We start from the raw sequence: 16,671 nt of genomic DNA, 5'->3' as shown, positions 1-16,671 counted from the left end.
TCAGCAAATCCTTCCGAGCGGGGCAATACCGTCAGGGTTCCGGTTTTCAAGGATGCCCGGGACACCGTCAAGCTGGACCCGGTCCTTGGCGTCGGCGTCGAAAGCTTCCTTGCCGCCCGGCAACAGGGACCAATCGATCCGGTAAAGGGCGGCGTTTCCTTCCCGCGTCACCAGTTTCAGGTAAGGGATGGAATCCGGCTGTGTCAGCCCGGGTTTCGGTTCGTCCCAGGCACGGATACGTCCATCGGCGATGTAAACCCACTCGATGCCAAGTTCGGACGCGGCTGCGCGCGCTTCTGCGTCGGTGGCCAGTTCCGGAAGTTTCTGCAGGACCAGAAGCTGCCTGTTCGTTGGAAGTACCTCGAAGTGCCGGATCATGGGCATACGGTTGCCCAGGGCGTACATCCACACGGAACCATCACACGAGTCGTTAAGCACGGTGGCGTCCTGTGGGACGTACTGGTCCATCTTGCTGAGGAGGTCCACTTCCGACGCACTCAAGGTGGCACCGTCCACCTTGGTATTGATGTTGATCCGCTCGGCATTCTGCTTGAAGTACGGTGTGGCCCCGATACCAGCTGCCAGCAGGACAACGACGGCCGCCGTTACAGTCACAAGGCGACTCGGCCGCCGTCGTGCGTCATTCCCGTCTTTCGACGGCGAGGACCGCCGCGCGCGGATTCTGCCGGCCAACCACTCGACCGCCTCGGCGGCCTGGGCAACGCCCAAGCCCGCCAACGGCACCAGCAGCATCACGAGGATACCGAAGATCCGCCACTGATCATCGTAGAAGGGAGCCGTGAGGTTCAGGAAGCGGGGGCTGTCGCTGCCCATGGTGTAAACCGAGAGGAAGGCGAACGCGAGAACCGGCCCAAAATACCACCACATGCGGATGCGCAACACCACGGCCAGACAGCCCAATGCCACCAGGACGGTGAGGATCGGCATCGCGATGGATCCGTGGTGGAGGAAGATGATGTTCTGGATGGCTCCATTGCGGTCGGTGTCCGGGGCCCACATCATCTTGGAGACGCGCTCGGACTCCTTGAGCATCTGCTGGATGATCGGCAGGCCAAGCACCACCGCGAGAATCCCGGCAACTGCCAGATAGACGGTGATGCCCAGGATGCGTCCCTTCCGACGGATCGCGGCAGAAAGGAACCAGAAGACCAACAACGGGAGGACAACGAAGGCAAGGGAAGGGTGGACGGCGATCAGGCCTACGGCGCCAAAGGCGATGCCCGGAATCCAGAACTTCCTTTGCTCCAAGGCCCCTTTGATGGCCAGAAACGCGAAGGGACCCACCAGCAGCATGCCGGCGAAGAACGGGATCAGGGGGCCACGCCACAGCAGGTCGTAAGGATAGACCGTGAACCACCCGGAAACGGCCCCGGCCGCAGCGACTGCGATCGGCCGGCGGGTCACCACCATGGTCAGGGCCATGGTGCTCAGCGGAAGCTGGACCGCCATCATCACCAGGACGAAAACGTTCAGGAAAACGGGGATGCTCACCCCGGTCAGCGGCCAGACCAAGGACAGCAGCGCGTGGAATGCTATGGGGTAGCTTCTAATGGGCGCGTCGGCAATGGACGTGTCGTAATAGGCGAAGTTGCCGGCAATGCCTGGATCCCACTCATGGTTGACCGAGATCAACCGGATCATGTTGGCGTGCCACGGAATGTCCCAGTCCTGGTTGATGCCAAGGAGCCCCTCGGTACCAACAGTCCAGGACACCGCCGCCACGGCTCCGCCGGCAACGAGCCCGGCGAGCAGGATCCACCATGCGCCGGAAATGTGGTGCTTGCCGAAGACGCCAGGATCTGTCCTTACCGGCAATCCAAAGGTTCCCGGGAACCTCCGCTGCAGGAACGACCTCAACGCGAAGAGAACGCCTGCCAGGACCAGGAGCACAGCCGCGACCGGCAGCAGTTCCCAGCTAAGGCCCAGCGAATGGCCCATGACACCGATCACGGTCAATGCGCCCATACCCAACAGGGGTGCCACCACCGGCAAGATGGTCCGGCGGACACCCAGCGCCTCCCCGAGCAGCCAGCCGGGCCCCCACCACAGCACAACGATCAGGAGTACACACAACAGCAGAGGGCCGATACCCATTCCTACGGTCGCCTTTCTTAGATGCTTCCACCAGCCATCCGATGACAGACGACTTTATGCGGTTGGAGGCCGGACTAGTTGAGTTCCCTCAACCAAGCCACGGCCTGGTCTGCTGGGCCTTCGAATTGGACGGTGCCGGATGCGAGGACCACTCCCCTGTCACAAATGCGCGCGATCATGTCCAGGTCATGGCTGACTACCACGAGGGTGCGACCCTCGTCGGACAACTGCTTGATCTTCGCCAGGCACTTGCGCTGGAACGGTTCGTCACCTACCGCGAGGATTTCGTCCACGAGGAAGATATCGGGTTGGGTGTGCACCGCCACGGCGAACGCGAGGCGGAGGAACATGCCCGACGAGTAGAACTTCACTTCGGTATCGATAAACTGTTCGATCTCCGAGAAAGCGACGATCTCGTCAAATTTCGCGTTGATTTCTTCCTCGGTCATGCCGAGGATCGCAGCATTCAGGAAGACGTTCTCACGTCCCGAGAGGTCCGGGTGGAACCCCGCACCAACTTCAATGAGGCCGGCTACCCGGCCCTTCGTGCGGACCGTACCCTTGTCCGGAAGGATCACACCGGAGATCAGCTTCAGCAGCGTTGACTTTCCCGAGCCGTTGAATCCCAGCAACGCAACTGTTTCGCCCGGCTGGATTTCGAAGCTCACGTCATGCAGTGCATCGAATTTCTTGGTCAGCTCCCCCTTGCGTCCCTTGACCAGCCATACCAGGGTCTCCTTCAAGGAGTGTGAATGGCGGAGGTTGAAGGTCTTCTTCAGGTTCTTGACGATGATTGCGGCGCCCACTCAGACCTCCTGCGCAAAGTGGCCCTCGAGCCGGCGGAACACCAGCTGGCCAATGATAAGGAACACCGCGGCCATCCCCAGGCCGGCGAAGCCAGTCATGAGAAGGTGCGGGGGCAATTCAACCGGCTTGGTGACGGTGGGATACCAGAAGGCCCAGTGGAACAATTCCACTGCAACCGTCACCGGGTTGAGCTGGTAGATCGTCAGCGCCCAGTCAGGAGCCAGACGCCGGACCATGGTCCAGTCATAGAGGACCGGCGATGTCCACGTCACAACCATCATGAGCATGTCCACAATGTTCTCGGCATCGCGGAAAAACACGTTGATGGCACCAGCGAGCAGCCCCAGGCCCGTGGCCGTGACGGCAACAATGATGAAGCCAAGCAAAGCTCCGAAAAGCTGCATGGCATCGGGATGCCATCCGTTGAGCAGTGCTGCCGCCAGCAGGACCACCAGTTGGGGCAGGAAGTGGACCGCAGCAACCCACACCGAAGCCACGGGAAACAATTCCCGGGGAAGGTAGATCTTCTTCACCAAGGCCGCATTCCACACAATGGAGCGCGTGGCGTTGGAGAAAGCTTCGGTGAAGAAGTTCACCACGATGACGCCGGAGAACATGTACAAGGCGTAATTGGGGATCTGGTCCCCCACGCGAAGGACGATGCCCAAGGCCAGGAACAGAACCACGTATTGGACAAGGGGTTTGACGTAGGACCAAGCCAGCCCAAGTACGGATCCCCTGTAGCGGACCCGCAGTTCCTTGCGGACTATCAATTTGAGGAGGTACCGGCGCCGGAAAACATCCAGCAGCCCGGCACCTACCCCGGGAACAGCATATGTATCAGTCGACTCGGCCATCGCTAGTGTTTGGGCTCCGAAGCTTCGAACGTTTCGCGCCATGAATCCATCGAGGTGATTTCCCCCAGGGCGTCGCGGTACTCGGCGCGCAGGGTCTCCCAGTTCGAGAAGAGCTGGGCGTGGAGTTGAGCGGATTCCACGAGCATGCGGCGGACGAGCTTCGGGTCACGCCGGTACCAGGACGCACCCGTACCATCGGCGTTCGAAACTACGGCGCTGTCAAGGTGCGCCAGGCTCCACCACTTGCCGTCCTGGTGCGCAACGTGGGCTTCGGGATTGGTGCCTGCGGATTCGCGCACTGGCGCAATGGTCTGCTTCAGAACCGTCTTCACTGCCCACGGGAGCAAACCGAGGGCGCCCGGCTGCTTGTAGGTCTGCGGCTTCTTCGGTGGACGCTTCCGGTAAACCTCCGGGAACGCGCCCGGGTCAGTCTTTACCTGCGAGTCGACGAAGTCTTCGCGCATGGCCCGGAGTTTGGGCATGGTGGTGGGCAATTGCTCGTGGAGTTTGCCCGGTCCCTCAAGTACATCCCTGAGGGCCATGATGCGTGCCTGCTCGGGGTAGTACTGCATCGACACCAAGTGCTTGATGTCGGTGTTCATGCTTTCACGGAAGATCCGGCCACCTTTGGGGAACGGGGAGTGCAGGAGCGTCGCGATGAGGCGGTTGCGCTCGTGGTAGTAGGCCTGCCAGTCCACGGAGTCGTCCTTGTCGGCCCAGGACACGTGCCAAACGGCTGCACCGGGAAGTGTGACGGTCGGAAAACCGGCCCCACGGGCACGCAAGGAGTATTCCGCGTCATCCCACTTGATGAAGACAGGGAGCGAAAGGCCGATCTTTTCGATGACCGTTTTCGGAATCAGGCACATCCACCAACCGTTGTAGTCGGCGTCCCAACGGCGGTGCAGGAGCGGCGTGGAACGCAGTCCCTCGGCCGAGAAGTCGTGGTTGCCAAGGCCTTCGACCGGCCCCCAGAGGAAGCGGTAGAAGTTCACTACTTCTGCGTAGGCGTGAAGCACCGACTTGTTGTACATGTCGAACATGTGGCCGCCAACGATGGTCGGCTTGCGGCACAAGTCGGCGAAGGCCACGGCCCGGAGCACGCCTTCGGTTTCCAGTTCGATGTCGTCGTCGAGGAGCATGACGTAGTCGCTCTTGTCGGTGACAAGGGTCTCGTACATGTTCCTGGCGAAACCGCCGGAACCGCCCAGGTTTCCCTGGTTGATGATGCGCAGCTGGTCACCCATGGAAGCGGCGACGGCATCAAAGCCATCCTCGTCGGCAACTTTCTTGTTGCCTTGGTCCACGATGATCAACTCAGCCAGCACCTGACGGAGGCCCGCATCGGCGTCGATGGACTTGATGGTCTCAAGGCAGTAGTCCGCACGGTTGAACGTAGTGACACCGAGTGTCACTTTGCCCTGCGGCCGGCCTTCGGACGGAACCGCCCAATGTGCCTTTTTCAGCGTCATTCCGTCACCACCGGCGATCAAGTCGAACCAGTACCAGCCGCCGTCGCCGAAGGGCGCGAGGGTCAGTTCCACATCGTTGGATGCTTCACCCTCAACCAGGATGGAGTCCACCCGCTGTGACGCTCCCCTGGCGTTCGAGCGATAGACGATTACCGTGCCTTCGCCTTCGGTTTCGATGTGCAGGACGGTCTTGGTGGCAATGGTCCACTTGCGCCAGTAGCTGGCCGGGAAAGCATTGAAGTACGAGCCGAAGGAGAGGCGCTCACCCCTCCGGACCTGCACAGAGCCACGGTCCAGGATGTCTTCCGGGTGAAGCTTGCGGGCCATGCCCACGGCCTGGATAACGGCCGTGCCGTTCTCTTCCTGCTTTCGGACCTTGTTCGTGTCAGGGTCTACGTACAGCGGCAAGGTGTCGAGATCCCGGTTCGCGGGGAAGACCACGCGCTGGACAATCCGAAGGTCCTGGTCGCCGGCCTGGGGTGCGGCCTCGGCTTTGTTGGCCGTCATGGAAGTCTCCTGGCTTTCGTTAGTCGTGGCGGTCATGCGTCCACTCCACCGCTTTCCAGCTTGGCGCCGCCCGTGAAGTGCGGCTTGATCTTGTTGTCGAACATGGACAGCGCGGAGCCAATGGCCATGTGCATGTCCAGGTACTTGTAGGTTCCGAGGCGGCCACCGAACAGAACGGACTTCTCGCCGCGCGCCAGGTCGCGGTACGCAAGGAGCTTGCTGCGGTCATCAGAAGTGTTCACGGGGTAGTAAGGTTCGTCGCCCTTCTCCGCAAAGCGGGAGAACTCCCGCATGATGACCGTTGCGTCCTTCGTGTAGTCCCGTTCGGGGTGGAAGTGGCGGAACTCGTGGATGCGCGTGAAGGCGGCATCGGCGTCGGGGTAGTTCATGACGGCGCAACCCTGGAAGTCCTCAATCGGAAGGACCTCTTCTTCCAGGTCAATGGTGCGCCAGGACAAATCGCCCTCTGCGTAGTCAAAGTAGCGGTCAACCGGGCCCGTGTAGATGACCGGAACCTGGCCAAGGACTGCCGAGCGGCCGAATTCACCGTCGTCGAAGAAGTCGGTGTTCAGGATGACCTCGATGTTCGGGTGGTCCGCCATCCGTTCGATCCATGCCGTGTAGCCATCAACAGGAAGGCCCTCGTAGGTGTCGTTGAAGTACCTGTTGTCGTAGTTGTAGCGGACGGGGAGCCGGGAGATGATCTCCGCGGGAAGGTCCTTGGGATCCGTCTGCCACTGCTTGCCCGTGTAGTGCTTGATGAAGGCCTCGTACAGGGGGCGGCCAATGAGCTGGATGCCTTTGTCGTTGAGGTTCTGCGGGTCCGTGCCGGCAAGCTCGCCTGCTTGCTCGTTGATCAAGGCGCGGGCCTCCGCGGGGCTCATCGCCGAACGGAAGAACTGGTTGATGGTGCCCAGGTTGATGGGCATGGGGTACACCTCACCCTTGTGGCTGGTGTACACCTTGTGCTGGTAGCTGGTGAACTTGGTGAAGTTGTTCACGTAGTCCCAAACACGCTCGTTGGACGTGTGGAAGAGGTGCGCACCGTAACGGTGGACCTCGATTCCCGTCTTCTCTTCATTCTCGCTGTAGGCGTTTCCTCCAATATGGTGGCGGCGATCAAGCACCGCGACCTTCAGCCCCAACTCGGTAGCGGCGCGTTCCGCAATGGTCAGGCCAAAGAAACCCGAGCCGACGACGACGAGATCAGCGTTCACAAACTCTCCTGTGTATTGGCGTGCGGGCACAGAAGTGCCCACGTCTACTGGTCAAGGCTACCCGACGTGACGCGGGTTCCCCGTATCCGGGGCGCTGCCGGGCAGGGACCTGGGAAGTCCCTGAACGGCGAAGGGAGGCTGGCAAAAGCCAGCCTCCCCCGCAACCCGCAGCCGGGTCGGTAACTCAAAGAGCGATGACAGAACCCGACTTTGCCGAGGCCAGGACGGCCTCGGCAACCCGCAGGGTTTCCAGACCTTCCGCCATGGTGACGATGTTCAGCGACTTGCCGAGAACGGCGTCACGGAATGCCTCGTGCTCCATCTTGAGAGGTTCCCGCTTTGCCAGGGCGAACCGCGTCGATGATCCCTCGGAGACACCACGGAATGCCGCGATGGAGTCCCAATCAGTTTGGAACGTCCCGTTCTCGACGAAGGTGAGGTCGGCGGAGATGGTGTCCGCAATGAAAGCTCCACGCTCACCGAGGACCACCGTGGTGCGTTCCTTCATCGGGGACAACCAGTTCACGATGTGGTTGGTCACAACGCCACTCTTGAGGTGGCCAATGGCGGTAACCATGTCTTCGTGCTCACGGCCGCTCCGCGACGTCGTATGGGCCACGACGTTGACAAAGTTGCTCTGGGCGAGCCAAGCCGTGAGGTCGATATCGTGCGTGGCAAGGTCCTTGACCACGCCAACGTCCGCAATCCGGGCAGGGAACGGTCCCTGGCGACGGGTGCTGATCTGGTAAACCTCGCCGAGGTCGCCGTTGGCCAGCCTGTCGCGAAGGCTCTGAAGCGACGGGTTGAAGCGTTCAATGTGACCGACTGCACCAATGAGGCCCTTGGACTCGAAGGCCTCGGCAATGCGCCGCCCCGATTCGGAGTCATTGGCAATGGGCTTCTCGACGAGGCAGTGGATGCCTGCTTCAGCCAGCTGCAGTGCCACTTCCTCGTGAAGGATAGTGGGAACGGCAGCGACTGCCATGTCGATCCCCTGCGCGATCAGCTCCTCGACCGTGTTGTGGACGGTCAAGCCATCGGCAACATTGTGCGGATCACCAAACGAATCCGCTACGGCAACAAGATCAACGCCTTCAAGCTCACGAATAACGCGGGCGTGATGGCGGCCCATCATGCCCAGCCCGATGAGCCCTGCGCGGAGGTTCGCCACTAGCTACCTGCCTTCGCAACAGCATTGACCGCAGCAACGATGCGCTCAAGGTCATCCTGGCTCAACGACGGGTGGACCGGGATGGACAGTACGTGGGTAGCGGCTTCCTCGGTGACTGGAAGGTCATCCGAAGTCTGGAACGGCGCGAGTTGGTGGTTGGGGATCGGGTAGTAGACACCGCAGCCCACCTGGTATTCCTCGCGAAGCGCCTTGGCGAAGCCGTCGCGGTCGTCACCAATGCGGATGGTGTACTGGTGGTACACGTGTTCGTAGCCTTCAGCGACCTTCGGGGTAACAACACCTTCGATGTTGGCGTCGAAGAACGCTGCGTTTTCCTGGCGGGTCTTGGTCCAGGCTTCCACCTTGGTCAGCTGGACACGTCCGATTGCGGCGTGGATGTTGGTCATGCGGCAGTTGAAGCCAACCAGTTCGTTCTCGTACTGACGCTCCATGCCTTGGTTCCGGAGAAGGCGCAGGCGCCGTTCAACGTCGGCCAAACCAGTGCTGACCATGCCACCTTCACCGGAGGTCATGTTCTTGGTCGGGTAGAGGCTGAACATGGCGAAGTCACCGAACGTGCCGACCTTGCGGCCGTTGACCGCCGCACCATGGGCCTGCGCGGCATCCTCGAAGACCTTGACGCCGTGCTTTGCGGCCAACGCCCCAATCGCGTCGACGTTAAACGGGTGCCCATAAAGGTGAACAGGCATGATGGCCGCCGTGCGGTCCGTGATCCGGGACTCGACCGAGGCAGCGTCAAGCGTGTAGTAGTCGGGATCGACGTCCGCGAAAACCGGCGTGGCGCCGGTAAGCGCGACGGAGTTCGCCGTGGCGGCGAACGTAAAGGACGGAACGATCACTTCATCGCCAGGACCGATCCCGGCGGCAAGCAGCCCAAGGTGGAGTCCCGACGTGCCCGAGTTGACTGCGACTGCTGCACGGCCGTCCAGGAGAACCTGGGAAAACTCCTGCTCGAAGGCCGCAACCTCGGTGCCCTGGGCGAGCTGCCCTGTAGCCATGACAGCCGTCACGGCCTTGGCCTCGTCGTCACCGATGATGGGCTTGGCGGGGGGAATGAATTCGGGGCTCATGCCTCTACCTCTCGAAGGGTCTCGTTCTGTTCAACATATGTGGCGCCCGTTTCGGGACATACCCAGTGTTCACCACTGCGCTTCAACGGGAAACCGGCCTTGCCAACCCAACCATGCCGCTTCGCGGGAACGCCAACCATCAAGGCGAAGTCGGGTACGTCCTTGGCCACGACGGCTCCGGCGGCCACGGTGGCCCATCGGCCGATGGTCACCGGCGCCACGCAGACAGCGCGGGCTCCAATTGATGCACCTTCACGGATGGTCACCCCGACAGGTTCCCAATCGTGGGCACTCTTCAGGCTCCCGTCCGGGCCAACAGCACGGGGGTAGGTATCGTTCGTCAAGACCACCGCGGGACCAATGAAGACGCCGGCTTCAAGCTCAGCGGGCTCATAAACGAGCGCGTAATTCTGGACCTTGCAGTTGTCTCCCATTTTTACGCCGGTGCCGATATAAGCACCGCGTCCGACAATGCAATTAGCGCCCAATTCGGCCTTTTCGCGGACTTGTGCGAGGTGCCAGATCTTGGATCCCTCACCAATTACGGCCTCGTCTGAAACATCGGCGCTCTCTGCAACCACTATCACCGGTGAAGGTCCTTCCTCATTGAGCACACGCGACAACGAGTTTCATCTTAGCCGAGTCGCCATGGACCCGCGTCAAGGCGGCTTTGCCCGACAAAACACCGCAAAGTTGTCCACATAGCCGCTCCATGCGAAGGAAACCCAGGCATGGCTTGAGTAGCGTCTGGCACAGGAGTCCGCGCCCACACCTGAAGTATCGAAAGGAGCTGCCGATGCCACTTGAATGCACGCTTGTCCGCGGCCCCGCGGCTGCGGTTCATTCGGAACCGGAGGAGATATCCGTGGACGTCGCCGACGGTACCCCGGGTGAAAGACTTCAGAAGCTGCTGGCGGTGACGCGCGACGCCGGCACACTCTCGGTTTCAGGACTGGATGTGGCGTCCTTGACCGTGGGAAGACCTCCCCTGGTGAATGGCGCCATCCTCGTTGACGGCGGCGTCAGCAATGGTCGGGCAGGTGCACACGGAGGTACCGGACCTTCCGTAGGTTTGATGCTGCTGACCCACTCAGGCCCCGACGCCGGAGCTGTTTTTCCTTTGGAACGAGGACGCTATTCCATCGGCCGGGCAACAGGCGACCTTTCCCTTCCCGACCCCGGCATGTCACGCGAACATGCCCTGTTGGAAGTCTCCGCCACGGCGCTGCGGTTGACTGAGACGTCCGGCGTGGTCCACGTGGACGGTAAACGTGCCCGCCGCACCACGCTTACGTCATCATCGATCGTGCACTGCGGCAACTCTGGATTTTCGATCCATGCCTCGGCCGGGGGCAGTCCGGGACTCCCGCCCGAGGCCGGCCGGTCGGTGCTGGACCCGCTCGATGTCCGCCGAAAGGCTTCCCACCGCAACCGTTGGGCCACCGCCATCGGTGCGTTGCTGCCGTTGTTTGCCGGGGTGGGGCTCGCGGTGGCAACCGGGATGTGGATGTTCCTCGGCTTCACGGCTATCTCCGGCGCGAGTCTCTTGGTTCCGGCGATCTCCGGCAGGAAAGACCACAAGCAATTCCGGATAGCCCTGGACCGGGCCGTGCGCGAAGACGAGCGGCGCCGACGGCGGTGCGCACCGTCTGCGGCCGAGATCGGTGTCGCTGCCCGTCCCGGTAGCGATGGCTCCGGATCGATGTCCGCACCTGCGCCGGGTTCCGTGTCCTTCTGCGCTGCTGGCGAGGATCCAGCGGACCCTTCCCGGACCACCGGTGTAATGCCAGTTTGGCTCCGGCTGGGCACGGGAAGGGTCGAATCCAACGTCCGGGTGTTGCCCGAGGACACCCTCTTCCGTCCGCCCGCACTCGAATCCGCTCCCGTGACGTTGGATCCATCATTGCCGACCGTGACGATGCTCGGACCGCGCCGCCACGTTGACGGTCTTGTCCGCTTCCTGATCGTGCAATTGGCCAGCTTTCCGCTGGCATCGGACATCCCCGTAGTCCTGCTCGGCAAGGCCGACCGCCTTCCATTGCCCGCCCGGTTCCTGGATGGTTTTACTCTTGCCACAGACAACACATCGGCTTTGGAAGCCATGCGACGGCTGGACGCCGGACGCGCTGGAAGGCTCATAATCCTGGACCACTGCTTCACGGCGGCTGAAGATTACGACGTCCTCGCCGCCGCGGCAAAGGGTGCCTCTTGGCAGGTCATCATCCATGGCCGTCATAGTGACGGCAAACCCGACAACACCATCGAATTGGACACCTCCGGCGTGTCGGCCAGGCTGCATGTCAACGGACTGCCGTTGATGTTCGTTCCGGATGTGGTTTCGGAACCCACTTTCGACCGGATGTGCCGGCATCTCGCCGGCAAGGGTCCCCGGGAAGGCAACGGGCACCACCACATCATCCCTGCGCGGTGTTCGCTGGAAGAACTCATTTCAACGAGGACCCGGAGCGTAACCCGGCGCTGGGCCTCGGCGCCTCGGAGCAAGAGCCTTGAGGCCATCCTCGGCAGGGACGCGAGCCATCCAGTGACGTTCGATTTCCACGTGGATGGTCCCCACCTGCTGGTTGCCGGCACAACGGGCTCCGGTAAATCGGAATTGCTGCGCACCTTGGTGGCGACGTTGGCGCTGAAGTACTCCCCCGAGCATGTAGTTTTTGTTTTCATCGACTTCAAGGGAGGCTCCGGACTTGGCCCATTGACGTCGCTGCCACACTGTGCGGGGATGTTCACGGACCTTGCCAGCCATGAACTGGACCGGGCGTTGGCTTCCCTGCGCGGTGAAATCAGGTATCGCGAGGAGCGCCTGTCGGCGGCCGGAACTGCCGACATCTTCGCGTATCAGCGCTCCCAGCTTGGCGCTGCGTCGCCAATCCCGCATCTGATGGTGATTGTCGACGAGTTCCGCATGTTGGTGGACGAAGCCCCCGCGGCCCTCAGTGAGCTCATGCGCATAGCCACCATCGGCCGGTCCTTGGGCATCCACCTGGTGATGGCCACGCAGAGACCCCAAGGCGCCTTGACCTCCGATATCCGCGCAAATGTAACGTCCAGCATCGCACTTCGGGTCCAGTCTGACGCTGAGTCCATGGACATCATCAGTTCCAAGGCTGCAGCGGCCATACCAGTTCATTACCCCGGCCGCGCACTCCTGGTCCGGGCTTCGGGCACCCCGGAGGAGTTCCAATCGGCTTGCTTGGGAGTCGCCCGCGCCGACAACCCCGGTATGGCCGGCGAAACTTCGCTGGTTCGGGCGGCGCTCACGGCCCTGGAGACACGGCAGCCTCGCGGGCCAGGTGCCCGGGAACCTGAAATTGCCAAGGACACAGGCCTCACAACAGTGGTGTCCGCTGTAACGACTGCGTGGAACACTACCGGTGCGCGCACCCCGCGGCGCCCCATACAGCTGCCCCTGCCATCCCGCATTCCATGGGACGCGGACCTGGATTCGCTTGCTGCGCCGGAGGCCCGGGAAGGCCATGCGAACAACCCCTTGCCTCATGGATCCAACCTGATGATTCCGCTCGGTGTTGTGGACCGTCCTGAATGCCAGTCCGTTCACTTGCTTCAGTGGTCTCCCCTGGCAGATGGGCCTCTGGCCATGATCGGCAGCGGATCGAGCGGCTTGCCGGAGAGTTTTCGGGCAGTGTCAGCAGCCCTTGCAAGCCATCCGGGCAACCCCCATCTCTACATCCTCGATGCCGTGGGGATGCTCGGGGTGGCCGATGAGCCACGCCATTTTGGTGCTGCTGTAGGGCTTCATCAACTGCCGTTGGCGGTGCGGGTCCTTGAGCGGATATCGCAGGAGATGGACGAGCGTCGCAGCGCTGCCCGATCCGTGCAGCATTCACCTCTGGTCCTGATCGTCGCTGGGTGGTGCACTTGGCAGTCGGCCCTGAGAGTCAGTCAATGGGCTTGGGCTGAAGATCTTTTCCGCGACATCGTCCGGGACGGCCCACCGCTCGGTGTCAGCGTTCTCATCTGTGGCGAACGCGAACTGGTCGGCAGCCGCTTCTTTGCCGCAGTTCCGAACCGCGCCTTCTTCCCAACCGGCTCCACTGAAGAGTCGCGCTTTCATTGGCCCCGGATCCAGGCTGCACAGCATGTCCCGGGCAGGGCCGTGGTCTTCGGTGATATCGCCGACGGGGAGCCCGCGGTTGCTCAATTCCGGGACGCCCCGGCCGACGGCACCTGGCCATACCAAAGTCCGGTCAGAACATCCGATCCCCCGTTCCGGGTAAGGTCCCTTCCACGCCAACTCGATCGAGAGCTGTTTGAGCTCGAGGTTGCCGGCTCTGCACACCCTGATCCGCGGAACCTATGGATCGGGCTGGGTGGCGACGAAGCACGTCCAGTCTCGGTGCCGCTCAGGCCGAAGGGCGTGAGCCTTGTCCTTGGGGCACCCGGCTCGGGAAAGTCATCAATCCTCTCCACCCTTGAAATTCTCAACCCCGGTGTGAAATGGATCCGCCCCAGGAAGGGAGAACAAACCGGACCGTTCTGGACCAGAGTAGCCAAGGAATCCTTGTCCGGAAGCTTTGACCCCACGGGCATCTTGTTGGTGGATGATGCAGACAGCCTGGATGCGGAGGCACGCCAGGCTCTTGCCGGTCTCCTGGGAAATACAGCCGGCATCATCATGACGGCAACCACCAGCCCCGCTTTGCACCGAAGGCTTCCCCTCACCGATGAGGTTCAAGCCAACCGCACGGGGCTGGTTCTTGCGCCCCGCACACCCCTCGATGCCGACGTTTTCGGCGTCCGCTTACCGATATATGGGCAAGCCTCCCCGGGCCGGGGAGTACGGATCAGCGGACAAGAGCTGCTGCCCTTCCAAGCAGTCTTCGACCACAGCCGGGAGAGCTAGATGGCGCCCTGCGAAGTACCGGTCCGCGATGCGTAGGAAATCACTGGACGCTGGAACAGGAACACCAGCGCGGCAAGTGCTGGAACAATCATGGCCAGGCCGGGAAGGATCAAGCCGCCGGACATCGTAGGGAATCCGATCGTCAGGACGAACAATTGGGCAACCAGAGCAGCCGCCCTTGTCCACCTGTACCCGCGGAACAGGAAGTGCCCCACCGCGAACAACCAGGCAGAGAAGGCCAGCAGCAGCCCGAGAGTGAAGACCGCCCCCCAGAAGGTAAGGACGGGCGCGCCGCTCAGCAGCTCAAAGGCATACCAAGCCGCGGCTCCCAAGAGGGCAACAGCTTCAAGCACCACAACAATGGAGATGACCACAATGCCTGCGGGCCGGCTGCTCCGGGCCAGCTCAGATCCGGCAGGCTTACCCGTGGTGTACGGGCGGGTCGAATCGTCGTTTCCATCGTGGCCTGGGGATGGCTGGGCAGGGTTCGCAGGAGGTCTTGACACACTGGCACACTACCCGAGATAGTCATTGAGCAGTGAGGGCACTGGCAGCTGATGTGATGCATCGCTCACGGATTCCGGGCATTTCAACGACTCATACCCCTTGTTTACAAGGCGTTAACATGAAACGCTTGACTCAGACGACCAAGGGGGCCCATGCGGGCCCCTTTCCTTTGGAGCCTCTCGTGAATGTTTTCACAAGAGCCGCTCACCTAGTTCTCACACGAATGGAGTGACTGATCAGCATGGATTGGCGTAATCGCGCAGCCTGCCTCGACAAGGACCCGGAACTCTTCTTCCCAGTCGGCAACACGGGGCCAGCACTTCTCCAGATAGAAGAAGCCAAGAGTGTTTGCCGCCGCTGCCCTGTGGTGGATACCTGCTTGCAGTGGGCACTCGAGTCCGGCCAGGATGCCGGCGTCTGGGGCGGTATGAGCGAAGACGAGCGCCGCGCACTCAAGCGCCGCGCAGCCCGCGCGCGCCGCGCTTCCTAACAGGCCAACAAAACAAAAAGTGCGAGGCCGCGGACCATATGGTCCGCGGCCTCGCACTTTAAGAACGGGAGCAGGCTCCTGGCCTAGCTGCGGGCCAGGTTGAGGACGATCTCGACGGCGGTACCCCCGCCGTCGCGAGGGCTCCATTGGATGGTGCCCCCAAGTTCGCTGGTCACGAGGGTGCGAACGATCTGCAGGCCGAGGCCTTCAGCGTACTGGCCGTCCGGAAGCCCCACGCCGTCGTCGGCAACAGTAACGGTCAGGAACTCGTCGTTCCCGTCGCCCGCCGCCCGGTCGGCCAACAGCCAAACAGTTCCGGTCCGTCCTTCCAGTCCGTGTTCGACGGCATTGGTCACCAACTCGTTGATCACCAGTGCCAGGGGTGTCGCGAAGTCGCTGGGCAGTTCACCAAACAGGCCGGACCTCTCGGTACGGACGTGTTGCGACGGTGAAGCGACTTCTGCCGAGAGTCGGAACTGGCGGCCAATGAGTTCATCGAAGTCCACACTCTGGGTCAAGCCTTGGGACAAGGTCTCGTGAACCAGAGCAATAGTCGCCACCCGGCGCATCGCTTGCTCCAGGCCCTGCTTCGCTTCGTCGCTGACCATACGGCGGGACTGCATACGGAGCAGGGCCGCCACCGTCTGGAGGTTGTTCTTTACCCTGTGATGGATTTCCCGGATCGTGGCGTCCTTGGTGACCAGCTCCATTTCCCGCCGCCGCAGCTCCGAGACGTCGCGGCACAGGACCAGTGCGCCGAAGCGGTGCTGTTCATCCCGCAAGGGAATGGCCCTAAGGGACAGGCTGACGCCGCGGGACTCAATTTCGCTGCGCCATGGCATACGGCCCGTGACCACCAGGGGCAGGGTCTCATCGACCATTCGACGGTCCTTCAACAGTCCGGCCGTGACCTCGGCCAGCGACCTGCCCTCAAGCGATTCCACCTCGCCCAGCCGGCGGAAGGCGGAGACGCCGTTGGGGCTCGCGTACTGCACTACCCCGTCCGCATCAAGCCGGATCAACCCGTCCCCCACGCGTGGAGCGCCACGGCGGGAACCTGTGGGCGACGCGAAATCCGGCCAGAGTCCGAGGGTTCCCATTCGCAGGAGGTCGTATGCGCACTGGCGATACGTGAGCTCAAGCCGCGACGGCATGCGTGAACTCGACAGATCCATGTGCGAGGTCACCACCGCGAGGGTCCTGCCGTTGCGCACCATGGGAACTGCCTCAACACGTAAGGCCATCTCGCTGCTCCAGCTCGTCTCACTGGAGCGCTCGATCGAGCGGCTGTTCCAAGCCTTGTCCACCAACGGACGCAGGTCCGAGCGAATGCCCTCGCCCACGAAGTCCGCGTGGAACACCGTGTGGGATGTTGAGGGACGAACGTGGGCGAGAGCTATGTAACCAAGCTCGGGATGGGGGAACCACAAAGCGAGGTCCGCGAACGCCAAGTCGGCGACCATTTGCCAGTCGCCGACCAGGAGGTGCAGCCATTCGGCATCTCCCGGCCCGAAATCAGCATGTTCCCTGATGGGGTCCGTAAAGATTGCCACTG

12 protein-coding genes are annotated in these 16,671 nt (G+C 62.0%); 2 read left to right on the top strand and 10 right to left on the bottom strand.

The annotated features are described in order from the left end of the window. The 8 genes from ACFVSJ_RS08090 to ACFVSJ_RS08055 all read right to left on the bottom strand — a co-directional run bounded on the left by ACFVSJ_RS08090 (position 1) and on the right by ACFVSJ_RS08055 (position 9,851). On the bottom strand, positions 1 to 2,115 hold the full coding sequence (locus ACFVSJ_RS08090; RefSeq protein WP_387435767.1) for a DUF6541 family protein: 2,115 nt from the start codon (positions 2,113 to 2,115) through the stop codon (positions 1 to 3). 74 nt (positions 2,116 to 2,189) lie between these two features. After that, a complete protein-coding gene (locus ACFVSJ_RS08085; protein ID WP_387435766.1) occupies positions 2,190 to 2,921 on the bottom strand; it encodes an ABC transporter ATP-binding protein in 732 nt (243 codons plus the stop codon). Next, positions 2,922 to 3,779 carry an ABC transporter permease gene (locus ACFVSJ_RS08080; protein ID WP_387435765.1) on the bottom strand — a complete coding sequence of 286 codons (858 nt, stop codon included), beginning with the start codon at positions 3,777 to 3,779 and terminating at the stop codon, positions 2,922 to 2,924. A 2-nt stretch (positions 3,780 to 3,781) separates the two neighbouring features. Further along, a complete protein-coding gene (locus ACFVSJ_RS08075; protein WP_387435764.1) occupies positions 3,782 to 5,794 on the bottom strand; it encodes a glycosyltransferase in 2,013 nt (670 codons plus the stop codon). Next, positions 5,791 to 6,975: a UDP-galactopyranose mutase gene (glf, locus tag ACFVSJ_RS08070; RefSeq protein WP_387435763.1), complete on the bottom strand. Its 1,185-nt coding sequence runs from the start codon at positions 6,973 to 6,975 to the stop codon at positions 5,791 to 5,793. Before glf ends, ACFVSJ_RS08075 begins: the two co-directional genes overlap by 4 nt. 184 nt (positions 6,976 to 7,159) lie before the next feature. Continuing rightward, positions 7,160 to 8,146, bottom strand: coding sequence for a Gfo/Idh/MocA family oxidoreductase (locus ACFVSJ_RS08065; RefSeq protein ID WP_387435762.1), 987 nt, complete (start codon positions 8,144 to 8,146; stop codon positions 7,160 to 7,162). Next, positions 8,146 to 9,237 (bottom strand): DegT/DnrJ/EryC1/StrS family aminotransferase, encoded by a 1,092-nt coding sequence (locus ACFVSJ_RS08060; RefSeq protein WP_387435761.1) that lies wholly within the window; start codon positions 9,235 to 9,237, stop codon positions 8,146 to 8,148. The genes ACFVSJ_RS08065 and ACFVSJ_RS08060 overlap by 1 nt, the downstream gene beginning before the upstream one ends. Then, positions 9,234 to 9,851, bottom strand: coding sequence for an acyltransferase (locus ACFVSJ_RS08055; protein WP_387436147.1), 618 nt, complete (start codon positions 9,849 to 9,851; stop codon positions 9,234 to 9,236). Before ACFVSJ_RS08055 ends, ACFVSJ_RS08060 begins: the two co-directional genes overlap by 4 nt. Before the next feature lie 182 nt (positions 9,852 to 10,033). Here ACFVSJ_RS08055 and ACFVSJ_RS08050 point away from each other — a divergent pair, with 182 nt between their 5' ends. Then, positions 10,034 to 14,119 carry an FtsK/SpoIIIE domain-containing protein gene (locus tag ACFVSJ_RS08050; RefSeq protein ID WP_387435759.1) on the top strand — a complete coding sequence of 1,362 codons (4,086 nt, stop codon included), beginning with the start codon at positions 10,034 to 10,036 and terminating at the stop codon, positions 14,117 to 14,119. On the opposite strand, the gene ACFVSJ_RS08045 is transcribed toward ACFVSJ_RS08050, so the two are convergent. Then, entirely contained in the window at positions 14,116 to 14,625 is a 510-nt protein-coding gene (locus tag ACFVSJ_RS08045) for a hypothetical protein (RefSeq protein WP_387435757.1), read from the bottom strand. The genes ACFVSJ_RS08050 and ACFVSJ_RS08045 overlap by 4 nt on opposite strands. A 242-nt stretch (positions 14,626 to 14,867) precedes the next feature. Here ACFVSJ_RS08045 and ACFVSJ_RS08040 point away from each other — a divergent pair, with 242 nt between their 5' ends. Continuing rightward, the gene (locus ACFVSJ_RS08040) at positions 14,868 to 15,116 is read left to right on the top strand and encodes a WhiB family transcriptional regulator (protein ID WP_003804966.1); all 249 of its coding nucleotides are present in this window, start codon (positions 14,868 to 14,870) and stop codon (positions 15,114 to 15,116) included. 83 nt (positions 15,117 to 15,199) lie between these two features. On the opposite strand, the gene ACFVSJ_RS08035 is transcribed toward ACFVSJ_RS08040, so the two are convergent. Next, entirely contained in the window at positions 15,200 to 16,669 is a 1,470-nt protein-coding gene (locus ACFVSJ_RS08035) for a sensor histidine kinase (protein WP_387435756.1), read from the bottom strand. Positions 16,670 to 16,671: the final 2 nt, after the last annotated feature.

This window comes from Paenarthrobacter sp. NPDC058040 (genome assembly GCF_042885775.1).
Taxonomy (GTDB): Bacteria; Actinomycetota; Actinomycetes; order Actinomycetales; family Micrococcaceae; genus Arthrobacter.
Note: the sequence above shows the minus strand (reverse complement) of the source record. Positions and strands in the feature narration are given on the sequence as shown.

Bases quoted from the DNA above. Each gene is read 5' to 3' on its own strand.
- ACFVSJ_RS08060 (WP_387435761.1), bottom strand. From the start codon at position 9,237: ATGAGCCCCGAATTCATTCCCCCCGCCAAGCCCATCATCGGTGACGAC.
- ACFVSJ_RS08050 (WP_387435759.1), top strand. From the start codon at position 10,034: ATGCCACTTGAATGCACGCTTGTCCGCGGCCCCGCGGCTGCGGTTCAT.
- ACFVSJ_RS08090 (WP_387435767.1), bottom strand. From the start codon at position 2,115: ATGGGTATCGGCCCTCTGCTGTTGTGTGTACTCCTGATCGTTGTGCTG.
- ACFVSJ_RS08040 (WP_003804966.1), top strand. From the start codon at position 14,868: ATGGATTGGCGTAATCGCGCAGCCTGCCTCGACAAGGACCCGGAACTC.
- ACFVSJ_RS08080 (WP_387435765.1), bottom strand. From the start codon at position 3,779: ATGGCCGAGTCGACTGATACATATGCTGTTCCCGGGGTAGGTGCCGGG.
- ACFVSJ_RS08075 (WP_387435764.1), bottom strand. From the start codon at position 5,794: ATGACCGCCACGACTAACGAAAGCCAGGAGACTTCCATGACGGCCAAC.